The sequence below is a fragment of the Mucilaginibacter gossypiicola genome, assembly GCF_900110105.1.
Lineage (GTDB): Bacteria > Bacteroidota > Bacteroidia > Sphingobacteriales > Sphingobacteriaceae > Mucilaginibacter > Mucilaginibacter gossypiicola.
On sequence record NZ_FOCL01000001.1, the window covers coordinates 222669 to 236926 of the forward strand.

13 protein-coding genes are annotated in these 14258 nt (G+C 40.8%); 10 read left to right on the forward strand and 3 right to left on the reverse strand.

Annotated features, from left to right (window positions below):
- Nucleotides 1-29 precede the first annotated feature (29 nt).
- From BMX50_RS00790 to BMX50_RS00810, 5 genes are all read left to right on the forward strand, one after another.
- On the forward strand, nucleotides 30-734 hold the full coding sequence (locus BMX50_RS00790) for an NUDIX hydrolase (RefSeq protein WP_091206279.1): 705 nt from the start codon (nucleotides 30-32) through the stop codon (nucleotides 732-734).
- A gap of 199 nt (nucleotides 735-933) precedes the next feature.
- Complete coding sequence (locus BMX50_RS00795; protein ID WP_091206282.1) at nucleotides 934-4470, forward strand: PKD domain-containing protein; 3537 nt, start codon at nucleotides 934-936, stop codon at nucleotides 4468-4470.
- 2 nt (nucleotides 4471-4472) lie between these two features.
- Nucleotides 4473-5489 carry a PorP/SprF family type IX secretion system membrane protein gene (locus BMX50_RS00800; protein WP_091206285.1) on the forward strand — a complete coding sequence of 339 codons (1017 nt, stop codon included), beginning with the start codon at nucleotides 4473-4475 and terminating at the stop codon, nucleotides 5487-5489.
- 277 nt (nucleotides 5490-5766) lie between these two features.
- Nucleotides 5767-6165 (forward strand): hypothetical protein, encoded by a 399-nt coding sequence (locus BMX50_RS00805; RefSeq protein WP_091206288.1) that lies wholly within the window; start codon nucleotides 5767-5769, stop codon nucleotides 6163-6165.
- Nucleotides 6166-6184: 19 nt separating this feature from the next.
- Nucleotides 6185-6418, forward strand: a complete 234-nt coding sequence (locus tag BMX50_RS00810; RefSeq protein ID WP_091206291.1) for a hypothetical protein — start codon at nucleotides 6185-6187, stop codon at nucleotides 6416-6418.
- A 58-nt stretch (nucleotides 6419-6476) separates the two neighbouring features.
- Here BMX50_RS00810 and BMX50_RS00815 read toward each other — a convergent pair whose 3' ends face one another.
- Together BMX50_RS00815 and BMX50_RS00820 are read right to left on the reverse strand one after the other, a co-directional pair.
- Complete coding sequence (locus BMX50_RS00815; protein WP_091206294.1) at nucleotides 6477-7871, reverse strand: arginine decarboxylase; 1395 nt, start codon at nucleotides 7869-7871, stop codon at nucleotides 6477-6479.
- Nucleotides 7872-8104: 233 nt separating this feature from the next.
- A complete protein-coding gene (locus BMX50_RS00820) occupies nucleotides 8105-9085 on the reverse strand; it encodes a GlxA family transcriptional regulator (RefSeq protein ID WP_091206296.1) in 981 nt (326 codons plus the stop codon).
- A 157-nt stretch (nucleotides 9086-9242) separates the two neighbouring features.
- Between BMX50_RS00820 and BMX50_RS00825 the strand changes: the two genes are divergently transcribed.
- From BMX50_RS00825 to BMX50_RS00835, 3 genes are all read left to right on the forward strand, one after another.
- On the forward strand, nucleotides 9243-9665 hold the full coding sequence (locus BMX50_RS00825; protein WP_091206299.1) for a DoxX family protein: 423 nt from the start codon (nucleotides 9243-9245) through the stop codon (nucleotides 9663-9665).
- Nucleotides 9666-9728: 63 nt separating this feature from the next.
- The gene (locus BMX50_RS00830) at nucleotides 9729-10304 is read left to right on the forward strand and encodes a dihydrofolate reductase family protein (RefSeq protein ID WP_091206303.1); all 576 of its coding nucleotides are present in this window, start codon (nucleotides 9729-9731) and stop codon (nucleotides 10302-10304) included.
- A 106-nt stretch (nucleotides 10305-10410) separates the two neighbouring features.
- Complete coding sequence (locus BMX50_RS00835; protein WP_091206306.1) at nucleotides 10411-10734, forward strand: HTH domain-containing protein; 324 nt, start codon at nucleotides 10411-10413, stop codon at nucleotides 10732-10734.
- Here BMX50_RS00835 and BMX50_RS00840 read toward each other — a convergent pair.
- Complete coding sequence (locus tag BMX50_RS00840) at nucleotides 10716-11990, reverse strand: hypothetical protein (protein ID WP_143065054.1); 1275 nt, start codon at nucleotides 11988-11990, stop codon at nucleotides 10716-10718. The two genes, BMX50_RS00835 and BMX50_RS00840, sit on opposite strands and share 19 nt — an antisense overlap.
- A 155-nt stretch (nucleotides 11991-12145) precedes the next feature.
- On the opposite strand from BMX50_RS00840, the gene BMX50_RS00845 reads away from it, so the two are divergent.
- The gene (locus tag BMX50_RS00845; protein ID WP_091206310.1) at nucleotides 12146-12517 is read left to right on the forward strand and encodes a DoxX family protein; all 372 of its coding nucleotides are present in this window, start codon (nucleotides 12146-12148) and stop codon (nucleotides 12515-12517) included.
- 67 nt (nucleotides 12518-12584) lie between these two features.
- Complete coding sequence (locus BMX50_RS00850) at nucleotides 12585-13973, forward strand: serine hydrolase (RefSeq protein ID WP_091206313.1); 1389 nt, start codon at nucleotides 12585-12587, stop codon at nucleotides 13971-13973.
- Nucleotides 13974-14258: the final 285 nt, after the last annotated feature.

The following is a 14258-nucleotide window of genomic DNA, read 5'->3' on the forward strand; positions in this document are numbered from 1 at the left end:
TACCATTGCATATAAACTTAACCTAAGTTATGCATAAGTATAGCGGCGAAACGCGCATTTTAGTTGCAACAGATTGTATCATATTTGGATTTGACGGGGCAAACATTAAATTATTGCTTGTACAGCGTGGCCTGGAGCCCGAAAAACACAAGTGGAGCCTGATAGGCGGTTTCATAAAACCGACCGAATCACCCGAAGATGCTGCGAACCGTGTGCTTGAGTTGCGTACGGGGCTTAAAAATGTATACATGGAGCAATTTCAGGTATTTGGCAAGCCTGAACGTGACCCGGTAGAAAGAACCCTTTCTGTAGCTTATTTTGCCCTTATTGATATTCATAAATATGAGGCACAGTTGAGCGAGGAATATCACCCGGAATGGTTCTTGCTTAATGAGATGCCCGACCTGATATTTGACCATAATGAGATGGTGCGGTTTGCCAAAAGACAACTTCGCTACAAAGCTGCGCTTCACCCTATATTATTCCAGCTGTTGCCCGAAAAATTTACCATTCCGCAATTGCAGGCTCTTTATGAAGGCGTTTATCAAACTAAGTTTGATGACAGAAACTTTAGCCGCAAACTGCTTTCGACAGGGCTGCTTGTAAAGCTTCCTGAAAAAGACAAACTTTCGTCAAAAAAAGGCGCATTTTACTACAAACTTGATCAGTCGCATTACGAAGAAAACTTTGAAAAGTTCCTGAATTTGGTGCCCAATCCGGATAAGTTTTTTTAACTATCAGCCCAGTTTAAAAGAACAGTGGGTTTTAGATCATTGAACTTTAATTCACACTGATGGGATGTTATATTATTAAAATGGCTACGCAATCAAACAGCGTGGTTAATTTTACATAATTATCCGGCTGTAGCATCAAAGGTTTTTGTACTTTTAAAGGGTAGTTTAATACTGCAAAACCAAATCCAACTGAACTCCTTTGAGCAATTTAACTTTTTTGCGGTCGTTAAGCCTCGCGTTTATTTTTATATGCTTTGCTATTTTCACTCACGCTCAAGGGTCATCAAACCAAGGTACAGAATTTTACACCGCGTATATTGACCATGTTGATGGTGCTGCTGGCAATCCCGACGCTTTGGGCAATGGTAGCCGGATGGAACTTTATATAACTGCAGATGTAAATACATCTGTAACCGTTGAAGTTGCTGATGGTAGTTTTTTAAGCACATACCAGGTTAAGGCCAATGATATATTGACTGTCGATATCCCGCCGGGGGCTTTTATTGGCACCCAGGGGCAATTTTTAAAGGGCATTCATATTATTTCGCTTAAACCTATTGCAGTTTACGCACACATTTTTGCGCAGAATGTATCCGGGGCAACACTTTTGCTACCTGTAAATACCCTGGGTAAAGATTATCTTTCTATCAACTATAAACAAATATCAAACTCAAACAATGGTACAAAAACTACAGAGGGGGTGCCTTCTTATTCAACTTTTGCAGTAATAGCAACTGAAGATAATACCGCCGTTGAAATAACACCTTCACAGCCATTGCTAAACGGTATTCCCGCAAACCAGCCCTTTACCATAAATTTAAAAAAAGGCGAGGTATACCAGGGCTTATCTGCCATGGATTTAACTGGCACCCGCATCCGTTCAATCGTTAGTGCCACCGGGGCTTGCAAAAAAATTGCCGTTTTTTCAGGCAGTTCAAAAATAAGCATCGGGTGCCAGGGCGATAAGGGATCATCAGACAACCTTTTTCAGCAGGTTTATCCTTTAGCGGTTTGGGGTAAAAATTATATAACCGCCCCTTTAAAGACCCGCAACTATGATATTTTAAGAATAGTACTTAGTTCGCCGGATACAAAGGTAACAGTAAATGGGGCGGCACCTCAGGGAGGGTTAATTAATGGCCTTTATTATGAATTTACTTCAACTACAACCAATGTTATTGCTGCTGATAAGCCAATCCAGGTAGTACAATACGCGGTAACCCAGGGCGAGGGTTTAAATTGCCAGCTCATTAACGGAGATATAGGTGACCCTGAAATGATATATCTAACGCCTATTGAGCAAACACTTGATCATGTTACGCTAAACTCAACCCATAATTACCTGATACAAAATGATTTTATTAATGTCATTATAAAAACAGCTGCCGTACCTACTTTTTCGCTCGACGGCCAACCTTATACCCAATTTTCACAAGTGCCTAACAGTAGTTATTCATACGCGCAGATCAGCGTAAACGCCGGCGTACATAATATTAAAGCGTCAGATGGATTTAATGCCATAGCATATGGGTTTGGCCGAACAGAATCATATGGCTATGCTGCAGGTACCAACCTTAAAAACCTGAATGAGTTTATTGTATTACGAAACCCGACAAATAACTCAACACAGGCCAATGGCTGCGTCGGGATACATTATAAGTTACAGCTTACACTGCCATTTCAAACAAACAAAATTACATGGGATCTTAAAAACGGAACCCAGCCCGTCACTATTAATAACCCAATACCAACCGGTTCTACAGTAAAAGACTCAAAAGTGCTTTACACTTATGAGTATCCTGCAGACGAAGTGTATCCCGATGGTGACTACAGCGTAGTAGCCACTGTATTTAACCCAATTGCCGACGAGTGTGGATCAAACGAAGATATTGAGTTTGATTTCAATATTTCGGTGCCGCCGGTTGTAAAGTTTACTTTTGCAAATACCTGTTTTGGTAACGACGTTAAATTTACAGACCAGTCAACATCAGGTACCCGGCAAATAAAAACATGGCACTGGGACTTTGGCGATGGTACAACCGATGTAGTACAAAACCCCGTACACAAATACACCCAACCCGGCGATTACCTGGTTACTTTATTTATTACCAATGAAAATGGTTGCGGAGAAACATCAGATCCCATAAAAGTACATATATCAAAGCCTCCTGTCGCGTTGTTTAGTTATTCAGCGCCTGGCTGTGTTGGTCAGGATATTACGTTTACTGATAACTCCACATCTGCAGATGGGGATATTGTTAGCTGGCAATGGGACTTTGGCGATGGCACACCTGTTGAAACCCTTACGAGTAAAAATCCGTTTAACCATAAGTATAATACGCCGGGAGATTATTTGGTTAAGCTAACCGTAACAAATAGTAATGGTTGCATAAGTAATATAGCTCCGCAGGTTGTTAACATTTATCCTGTGCCAGTAGTTGATTTTTTATTACCCGATGCTTGTGAAGATGACTTTGCTCAATTTACTGATCAAAGTACTATTGCCGATGCAACAGAAGCCAATTTTGCTTATGAATGGAATTTCGGCGATGCCAATGCAACTGCAGGTAATCCTGATATTTCCCATGATAAAAATCCTAAGCACAAGTTTTTAGCCGGTAATTACCAGGTTACGCTTAAGGTTACGTCAAAATACGGATGTTCTGTTACTTCTGCTTCAAAATCATTAACAATTAACGGGAGTAAGCCAAAAGCAGCAATAACTGTTCTGAATCCTGCCGACTTATGCAGTGCGCAAGAGGTTTTTTTTGAAAACCAGTCGTCGGTTAATTTCGGTGAGATCACCCGGCTTGAGGTTACATATGACGACGCCGATCCAACAACCACTGTGGTTTATGATCACCCAGCATTAGGGCTACGGCTAAGACACAAATATCCTTTGTTTACTACGGGAACGCGTACGGTTACTATACGGGCAATAGCATATTCAGGTACTTCATGCTCTGATGTTAAAGCAATTCAGTTCACGTTAAAAGCATCTCCCAATGTAACCTTTGATCCGGCGCCGGTCTTTTGCATCGAATCACAGCCTTATAAACTGATACCTAAGCTTGATGGGCCCACAGGTTCCGGAGTATTTTCAGGAACCGGGGTTAGTGCAGATGGCATGTTTAACCCTGCCGTTTCCAATGCCGGCACATTTGACATCAGGTATATTTATACAACTGCCGATGCCTGCGCAGATACGGTTGTACAACAGGTTAAAGTGGACGTGTCGCCGCTTGTTTCGTTAGGGCAGGATTTTACCATGCTCGAAGGCACTAAACATATCTTTAAACCGATAGTTAACGACGATAATTTAACTTATAAATGGACGCCGGCAACAGGGCTGGATCATGACGATGTAGCCAACCCGTCAGCGAGCCCGGCTCAGGATATTACCTACCAACTGGTAGTTACATCGGCACACGGGTGCCAGGCCATGACTAGTGTATCGGTAAAGGTTTTAAAGTTTTTAGTTATCCCCAATGTGTTTACTCCTAATGGGGATGGCGTAAATGACATTTGGAATGTTAAATATTTAGAAAGTTATCCAAATAATAAGGTTGACGTATACAACAGATACGGAGAAAGGGTATATTCGTCAATTGGTTATAGTGTACCGTGGGACGGTAAATACAACGGTTCATATTTGCCTCCCGGAACTTATTATTATATTATTGACCCCAAAAATGGCCGAGAGGTTATTTCAGGTAATGTGACCATTATCAGATAAAAATGAAGCGAATCCTATATACTTTAATTGTTATTGCTGCAACAACTCAATTTGCAAAAGCTCAGCAACGACCGCAGTACACGCAATACGTATTTAATAACTATCTCTTAAATCCTGCATTAAGCGGTATTGAAAACTATACCGATGTAAAATTAGGGTACCGCAGCCAATGGACAGGCCTTGAAGGTGCACCGGTAACATCTTATTTTTCGGTAAACACGCCTATAGGTAACCGATTTTTACAGGGCGATGCTACTGCATTTCCAGCTGGTGGTGGCTTAAATCCGTCAAGCAGGTCATATACACAAAATTACATGGCTGCCGAGCCGCATCATGGTGTGGGTTTAATGGTAGTATCTGATAAAACAGGGCCAATAACGCAAACCAATATTGATGCTACTTACGCTTATCACCTTGGACTTACCGAAACATTGAATTTAGCAGTAGGGGTATCGGCTGGGGTGAGCCATAATGTTATCGATGTGAGCAAACTTACCTACGTTGATCAAAACGATCCTACAATTAATAACATTACCGGGTCGCAGTGGAAACCAGATTTGGGTATAGGTGTATGGGCATATTCGTCTAATTATTTCTTCGGTGCATCGGTACAGCAAATCCTTCCGCAAAATTTATATGTAACCACTTCAACTACTGCCGTACAAAACAAAACAGTGCCACATTACTTTGTAACCGGCGGTGTAAAGCTTTTTGTATCTGACGATATTACACTGATGCCTTCGGCTTTATTGAAATTTATCGCGCCGGTTCCGGTAACTTTCGATGTAAACATGAAGATGTCGTTCAAAGACAAATTCTGGATAGGAGGTTCATACCGTCGTAATGATTCATATGCAGCTTTAGTAGGTTTTAACCTGAACTCGCTCATCAATGTTGGTTATTCTTATGACTTTACTACATCTGCTTTAAACACAGTAAGCCACGGTTCGCACGAAATTGTGTTGGGTATCCTGCTTAATAACCGTTATAAAGTAACGTGCCCTCAACATACTTTTTAATTCTTAAAAACGTTAATTAATTGTAATTGAGTAGCTACTACCTCTTTGTGAGAAAATCACTATAAGTGGCTGATGCAACCAGCTTCCGGTAGAAGTGCAATCAATTAGTTCTATTTAAAAAATTTATAAACCATTTCGGATCACTTCCTAATTAATCAGGGAACTTTGTGGGATAGAAGTTGAATTTATTGTTTTTCAACCTTTCTTAAAAGGATAAAAAATAAAACAATACGACTGTAATGTAGGTTTAATTTAATAACAACTAAAATTAAAACCTATGAATACCAATAATGAGAACTGGGAAAACCGGGATAATGAGCGCGATGATTTTGAAAACAATACCAATTCGTTTTCTATAAATGGCGTTGAAGCCAGAGCAAACCGTGATCTCGAAAGTGATGACGATGATTTGGATGAGATTAACGATATAGCTGATGATGACAGACCCGAGGTAGAAAAGACCGAAAAAGAACGGGTGGGCACCCATAGTCAATCAGAAGTAGATCAGCCCAACAGAAGCGCAGATACTTCGTTTAGCGAGCAAACAGATGTAACCCCGCCAAATAAAAAGGAGTTTCCTTCGGTAGGACCGGCCAAAACTGATTTTGAGAGCCGTCCGCATGGCCGCACAACTGGCCGTATGCTTGGTCATGAGCCCGGTACTGAAGGGATTTAATAAAAAGGAGGATATAATCATGATTGATTATAGAAATGATGACGCTGCCCGCGGGCAGGGTAATATTAAAGGGGCAATGGGAAGCCACATGAACGACAGCTACAACAATGCTGTTAGACGCAATCCATGCCTCGAAACCAAAGGTCCTCAAAAATTACACTTTAGAGTTTTACATGAGGATGGCAGTCTGGCCGATCTCCCGGATCCAAATGTTGAGGGAGCAGGCGTTGGTGATGGCACAATAGGCCGTTAACAAACAAAAAAGGTGACCAAAATGGCCACCTTTTTTGTTTATATTGATATTGTAAGAATTATGTAGTATAGCCCAGGATCTTTAATACCTGTTTGCTGTTTTGCTCCTCGCCAAATACCTCAAAGTTGAAAGTCTCGTCGCGGTTGCGGCGAATAATCACATGCTTAGGTGATGGCAACAAACAGTGGTGGATGCCACCGTAACCACTTAATACTTCCTGGTAAGCACCGGTATTAAAGAAGCCCAAATATTGCACCTTACGGGTTTTAGGCATAAATACGCTGTTCATATGCGCTTCCTGGTTGTAATAGTCCTGACCATCGCAGGTGATACCGCCAAGGTTTACGCGCTCGTACTCCGAATCCCAGTTATTTACAGGCAACAGAATATACTTTTGGTTCAGCGCCCAAACATCAGGCAGGTTGGTAATAAACGAACCATCAAGCATCAACCAGCGTTCGCGGTCGTTTTGTTGCTTGCGGCCTAACACTTTATACAGGATTCCTGAAGCCTCGGCTACGGTATATTTACCAAACTCGGTAATGATATCCGGTTCCATGGTATCGTGTTCGGCACAAATCTCTTTAATGCGGCTCACAATTTCGTTGATCATGTATTCATAATCAAAATCAAAAACCAGGGAATCTTTAAATGGCATACCACCGCCAATGTCAAGCGTATCCAGATGTGGGTTTACTTTTTTGAATTTGCAATAAAGCGTTACATATTTCTCCAGCTCATTCCAATAGTATGGTGTATCAGAGATACCTGAGTTGATAAAGAAATGCAATAATTTAACCTGGAAATTAGGATTGTCCTCAATTTTATTGTGGTAAAAATCGATAACATCCTCCATACGTACACCTAAACGTGAAGTGTAAAACTGAGAGTCTGGCTGCTCTTCGGCCGCTATACGGATACCCAGGTTACAAGGAGTATCCATCTCAATTTCATCATCGTAAAGGTTAAATTCCTCTTTATTATCCAATACCGGGATGATGTTTTTAAAGCCATCATGCAGCATATCGATGATATAAGTTTTGTATTGGAAAGTTTTAAAACCGTTACATATTACGGTAATATCTTTTGTTACGGTACCTTTTTTCTCCAGGGCATCAATCATTGGCATATCAAATGCTGATGATGTTTCCAGGTGGATCTCGTTTTTCAGCGCTTCTTCAACAATATGCCTGAAATGCGAGCTTTTAGTACAATAGCAGTATTTATAACTGCCGCGATAGTTGTTTTTGATGATAGCCTGTTGAAACAGCAGTTTAGCCTGCTGGATCTTTTTAGATATCAAAGGCAGATAAGTAAAGCGTAGGGGGGTACCATACGTTTCAATCATCTCCATCAAATTTAGGTCCTGAAAGTATAGCTCATCGTCGATGATCTCAAAACCATCCTGTGGAAAGCCTACACTTAAGTCAAGAAATTCCTGGTAACTCTGCATCCTTAAAAATTTTGGGGCAAAAATGTAATTTTTAAACGGAATATTTGGCTATTTGTTAGGATTAATTTTATCGACAAAATGTAATGTTTTTACAGTGAAAAGATATTGAGCTATTACCTGCTGTAATACAGTTTGTTATAGCTAATTGCTGATAGATATTTTCGATAATAATGAAGCGGTAATATTGAGGGATTCAAAGCGCTAACGCATACTCGAAATTTGGCTGGGTTTAGCTATGCCACTGCTGCTTGTTTGTTATACTTATTTCGGTAATCAATTGGTGAAAGCCCGGTTATTTTTTTGAAAACTGTGCGGAATGCTTTGGCATCTGTATACCCAACATCATACATTACTTCGTTTACGTTTTTGGGAGTACTTTCCAGTTGTTTTTTGGCTGCTTCGATTTTTACACGTTGAATATATTCAACAGGTGTATTGTTGGTGGCTTTTTTAAATCGGCGCTCAAAATGTCTCCTGCCAATGGCATACATTGATGACAGGTCTTCAACTGAAATTTTTTCGGTAACATTATTTTCTATGTATTCCTGAGCTTGCTTTATCGGGTTGTCTTCATGCTTCTTCTGGCCGGTAAACATCGCAAAAGGTGATTGACTTTTCCTGTCTATCTCCAAAGCATAGATCTTGGCTGCCATGATTGCAATATCCCGCCCGGCGTACTTTTCAATCAACAACAATAACAGGCTCCAGTAAGAAGTGGCTCCGCCGCTTGAATACAAGCCCTGCTGTTCGGTAACTATGCGACCATCAACCAGCGTTACTTGCGGAAACATGCTCCTGAATTTATCGGCAGTGATCCAATGACTGGAACATTCCTTCCCGTTCAATAACCCGGTTGATGCCAGTATGAACGACCCGATACATAAGCTGGCTATTTCAGCCCCTTTACGGTACTGTTCTATGATCCAGGGCACAAAATCCTGGTTTACCTTAACCGCATTCTCCAGGTCGCCGCTTATGGCGGGAATAACCACGATATCGCTTTTTTGCAATTCATTCAATAAAATATCCGGGTGAACCGAAAATATACCCCCGTGTACTTTAACTTCTTTGGCAAGCCCAACCATATGAACATCAAAAACCGGTGGCCGGCCCATGGATTGCAAAAAGTCATTAGCGCCGGTAAAAATGGTCCGGGCATCAACAATACTGGCCAAAACTGCCTCATTAGGTATCAGGATAGCAACATGTTTCATTTGATTGTTCGTATAACTGATTATATTGGATAAAGATAGTGAACACCAATGTCGCAATCAACCCCTTAACAAGTCCTTTTTACGTGCTACACATCTTTGGCTCTGCAGATAACTTTGTACCGTTAACCAATCAATAATCACACAAAAACATATCATCATGAAACCAAAAACAATTAAAACCCTGTACTGGATTTTCACCACGCTTTTTTTATTAGCAATGCTTGGTGACGCCTATGGAGGGATAACCATGCAACAGGCAGGTAAGGACTCATTAGCAAGACTTGGCTATCCTATGTACCTGTTGGTAATTATGGGCTCGGCAAAAATTGCGGGCGTAATGGCTATAGCACAAACAAGATATCGCATTATTAAAGAATGGGCGTACTCGGGATTCACCATCAGTTTTATCGGCGCATTTTTATCATGGTTTGCAATCGGGGCCGGCGCTGCTATGCTTATTCCGCCAACGGTGATGTTGATCGTTATGTTTTTTACCTACTATTTATGGAAAAAGTACGAACAGGTAAAAGACCTCGGTTTAACCAACACCAAACTTGCCGGTAATGCCGGCGTGGCCTAAATAACCATAAGCTTATACTTAATACCGGGTTTGCCATTTGAGCCCGGTTTGCCTGTAATTATCATGCGCAAACTAATAGTATCTTTAAATATTACGCTGGATGGGTTTGTTGCAGCAGCGGACGAAGGCCTCGACTGGCACTATAAATATTGGACTGATGAAATTGCCGAAACAACAACAGAACTGCTGAGCCATGCAGATACTATTTTATTGGGAAAAAATACCTATCAGGCTATGGCAACTTATTGGCCATTTCAAGCTAAAAGCATGAGTTTTCCCCGTACAGATATCGCATATGCTGATATGATGAACAGTTATCAAAAAGTGGTTCTGTCTTCAACAATGACTGCTGTTTGGTGGAACAATTCGTTACTGCTTAAGGGCAATTTAAAACGGGCAATAGAAAATTTGAAAAACTGCCATGGCCGCGACATCCTTACCTACGGAAGTATCAGTGTGGTTGATAAGCTGGCGGCTGTAAATTTGATCGATGAGTTTCAGTTTTGGATTCACCCGGTAGTATTAGGCAATGGCAGGCCTCTTTTTAGCCGGCAAAAAAATAGTATTTCATTAAAATTGATATCACAGAAAGTTTTTTCATCAGGGGTAGTGTTGATGATTTATCGGGCAGATAATTAACCTTTAGGGCAATGCAAGCGTGAAACTGTCCCGGGTACTGCATTTTTCCTGCTGACACACTGTTGTCAATAGTCTATTACACCTTTGTATGAAAAAATGATTCGCTATGAACAGGGCCGACAGGTTGCTCAGGGTATTGGTATTGCTGCAAACCAGGGATGTAGTTTCTATTGAACTGCTAACCACTCAATTCCGGATCAGTAACCGAACAGCATTCCAGGACCTTGAGGCGCTAAAGCAATTAAAAATAGCTGTAACTTTTGAAGCGGAAAAGGGCTGTTTTATTTTAATAGCAAGCTGCCCCTCGCCGGGGAATAACGGTGTAATCGTTTCTCAACCAATGATGGTTATTCCACCAGCCATAAAAAATGAGTTATTGTCAGTTATCCCTCGCGAAGCAAATAACGATCATCAAAACTCATCGTCATAATTTACTTTGCCATTCTTTAAACGCACATAATCAACCGATCCTGTACCCTGGAAACGAAACACAATTCCAATTATTTTAGCCCGGCCAATGCCTTTGTCTATAGTGTAAACCAATTTGTTATCAATATAGATTTGTGCCTTGCCTTGATGGGATTCAATTTTAAGCGGTACATATTTTTCAAAATCAACCCCAAAAGCAGAGAGGTCATGTTTTTTACCTGATACCTCATAGCCTGCGAAATACATATCCAGATCGGATACGCAACCTTTCGAGCTCAACGGGATCCAGATTGCCGTTCCCTTGCACAAAATATAAACAGTACTTAATCTGCAGGCAGCTGCACCCTCACTATAATTGTTTTTTACCGAGGTTTCAAAAGTAAAATCATTGCTGTAAATCTCTCCAAAATTGGTTACGTTGGTATAAACCACATAGGGCGGGGTAGGCTGCATGGCTATATTGCGTTCCTTGATCTTTTCGGGTAACAACGAGAGCTTACCATCAACCATAGCATCCTTTTTTTTATAATAAATTGGTACGGGCTGCTTTTCGACTATAGGCAGCCATCCGTTCGACTCAACAAACAGTTCATGCTGTTTCACAATTTTGCCGCCCACAATGAGCTTGGCATAATAAAAATCAGGAAAGTAATAGATAGAGGTATGCTGACGATCATTTTTTGAAACATTGACACGTAAATGCCTGTCCCATGATTGCTGAATAGCTACCGAATCGTAAGGCGACCTGGTAGCATCAAAATCAAACACAACCGAATTGGGCAAGCCCGAGGTGATTACCTTTTTACTGCTAAATTTATAATCTTTTGCTACTATAGGTGGTTTGGGGAGCTCACTACGCGAAGCCATGATCACAACCAATAAAATGCCCACCAGCGTTAAAACGCCTAAAGCATAAGGCATTGACCTGGAATGCTTTTTTACCGGCTTGGGTTTAAGTTGATATTGTTCGGTTTGCTTATCAACCGGAACAAATTGAATGCTAAACACCCTGAAATTTTCATAACCTAAAAACTGCACCAGTGTATCCATGGTGTAGGTATTGGGTAGGCTGTCATATTTAACCTTGCCCCAAATGCGCTTTAATGTAACATGGCTTATAGAAGCACCCGTTTTCTCCCTGATCTTTTCGCTCAGATTTATAAAATCCTGGTTTTTCCAGTTCGCACTATCGCCCCAGCCGGTATAGGTTTCGTATTGTTTTATCAGTTCGGTAATAGGCAACTCTTGTGCAGGCATATTCATTGGGTCAAAAATAGCCGGTAAATCAGTTCAAATATTATTTGTACAGCCTTGTACCAACTTGTACAGGCTGTGAATTGCTATAGCGTGGTGTGCAAACTAACTTTATCAGCATTAAAATTAAACCTAAATATACCATAACCTAACCAACAATGAAACAAATAATAAGCAGGATTAGCACCTACATTTATGCTACGGTAATGTTCATATTCGGCATACAACATTTTATGTATGCCGATTTTGTGGCCACGCTGGTTCCCGGCTGGATCCCATTTCACCTGTTTTGGGTGTATCTAACGGCGGTTGCGCTGATGGCTGCCGCTATAAGCATCTACGTTAATTTATATGCTCAATGGGGATGTTTTTTATTAGGATGCATGATATGGGTATTCATTTTAACAATACATATTCCCTTATTGATCAATAGCCATTTCGATGCCGGAAAAATAACCAACGCCCTGAAAGATACCGGTCTTGCGTCATGTGCCTTTATACTGGCTGCTGTTTACGATAGGGAAGGATAAACTAATATTGTATTGACTGTAACATAACTGCGTTTGCTGTTGTCTTTTTACCATCAATCCGCAACTTATGAAATTGAGTTTTAAATACATTTTGCTGCTTGCCATGTTTGCTTTAGGCACACAGAGAACCATTGCGCAGCAAACCAGAATAGCTCATATTGATACCCTGATTCAAAGAGCAAACAGATTAGGCTTATTTAATGGGAATGTATTAGTTGCCGATCATGGGAAGATCATTTATAAAGCCGCGATAGGCTATGCCGATGCGAGCAAAACTGCGAGACTTACCGATCAGTACCGTTTTCATATAGGTTCAATAGCTAAAGAATTTAATGCTGTTGGCATCATGATACTTGAGGAACAAGGCAAACTGAACCTGGATGATAAAGTATCCAAATACCTGCCTCAGCTACCCGCTTGGGCCGGTAAAATTAGCATCATTAACCTGCTACAGTACACAAGCGGTTTGCCCGATGTAAAATGGAAGACAGTTAAAGATGACGCCGGTAACATGGCCGATTTGATGAAAATTGACTCGCTTGATTTTGAGCCGGGTAAAAAATATGCGTACAATAACAATAATGTTTTCTTGCAGCGCCGCATTATCGAAAAGATAACCGGCCAAAGCTTCAAACAATTTGTTGAAGATCATGAATTGAAGCCGGCGGGTATGAATACAGCTATCATTGATCCTGATGAAAATGATAAGCTTGTTGCCCAATCCTATAATAACGATGGCAAGCCAGACGGCCTGGTATACCCCATATCTGGCTGGACAGCTGTAACGCTGGATGATTTTTATGCGTGGGCCAATGCTATAGCCAAATTTAAACTGATAAGTCCCGTTGCCACCCGCGAGATTATTAATGGCGTAACTCCGGGAAGACAATCTGGCCTTGGTGGTGGTAGCATGGAGGGTGATAAGATACTTAGCCATGTTCACGATGGCACCTCCCTTAATTACCAGGCGTTACTGGTAAGCAAGGTGCCGGAAGGTGTTACTATTATATTGATGACCAATAATAAACAGGGAAACCTGTATTCAATTGAAAAATCTATTGAAGCCATTTTAGATGGTAAACCTTACGTTCAGGTAAAGAGATCCTTCCTGGATGCGTTTAGCACAAAGCTTGACTTAATGAGCGGCGAGCAAATTATCAGTTTTTATAATGAGCTTAAAAATAAACACAGTGATGAATATAGTTTTGATGACGAAAACACGTTGAACGAAACCGGCTATTATTTAATGAGTAAAAAAAGGCTGGCCGATGCCGTTTCTGTTTTCGAATATAATACCAAGCTATTTCCAAAATCGGGCAATGTGTTTGACAGCCTTGGCGAAGCATATTACAATCAGGGCAATAAGCCGTTAGCCTTGTTGAATTATAAAAAGTCGTTACAACTTGACCCAGCAAATGACAATGCTAAAAAGATCATAATCGAATTGGATAAATAGGGGAGCCTGTAATAAAATGATAAGGGATTATTGGCAGGCTAAATTTTGCAACCACTTACCAACTCCTATATATCCGTCTGTTAATGCCGGTTTGCTCAGGCAAGCCGGCTAACAGATATTGCCGGCTCAATAATACTATCTCAAACTACTGCAAATCTGCTTAATGAAATCTGTTTTAAAGACAAGGCCCGGCAATCAATAACAGATGTTTTAAAAATGCAGTAAACTTTATTCTCATAATGTTGTTTTGTTCACTGATCGATAGCATCGCTTTATATGCCGCAA

Excerpts from the sequence above, each read along its gene's own strand:
- BMX50_RS00845 (WP_091206310.1), top strand. The coding sequence starts at position 12,146 with ATGAAACAAATAATAAGCAGGATTAGCACCTACATTTATGCTACGGTA.
- BMX50_RS00825 (WP_091206299.1), top strand. The coding sequence starts at position 9,243 with ATGAAACCAAAAACAATTAAAACCCTGTACTGGATTTTCACCACGCTT.
- BMX50_RS00820 (WP_091206296.1), bottom strand. The coding sequence starts at position 9,085 with ATGAAACATGTTGCTATCCTGATACCTAATGAGGCAGTTTTGGCCAGT.
- BMX50_RS00800 (WP_091206285.1), top strand. The coding sequence starts at position 4,473 with ATGAAGCGAATCCTATATACTTTAATTGTTATTGCTGCAACAACTCAA.
- BMX50_RS00790 (WP_091206279.1), top strand. The coding sequence starts at position 30 with ATGCATAAGTATAGCGGCGAAACGCGCATTTTAGTTGCAACAGATTGT.
- BMX50_RS00840 (WP_143065054.1), bottom strand. The coding sequence starts at position 11,990 with ATGCCTGCACAAGAGTTGCCTATTACCGAACTGATAAAACAATACGAA.
- BMX50_RS00810 (WP_091206291.1), top strand. The coding sequence starts at position 6,185 with ATGATTGATTATAGAAATGATGACGCTGCCCGCGGGCAGGGTAATATT.
- BMX50_RS00830 (WP_091206303.1), top strand. The coding sequence starts at position 9,729 with ATGCGCAAACTAATAGTATCTTTAAATATTACGCTGGATGGGTTTGTT.
- BMX50_RS00850 (WP_091206313.1), top strand. The coding sequence starts at position 12,585 with ATGAAATTGAGTTTTAAATACATTTTGCTGCTTGCCATGTTTGCTTTA.
- BMX50_RS00835 (WP_091206306.1), top strand. The coding sequence starts at position 10,411 with ATGAACAGGGCCGACAGGTTGCTCAGGGTATTGGTATTGCTGCAAACC.
- BMX50_RS00805 (WP_091206288.1), top strand. The coding sequence starts at position 5,767 with ATGAATACCAATAATGAGAACTGGGAAAACCGGGATAATGAGCGCGAT.
- BMX50_RS00815 (WP_091206294.1), bottom strand. The coding sequence starts at position 7,871 with ATGCAGAGTTACCAGGAATTTCTTGACTTAAGTGTAGGCTTTCCACAG.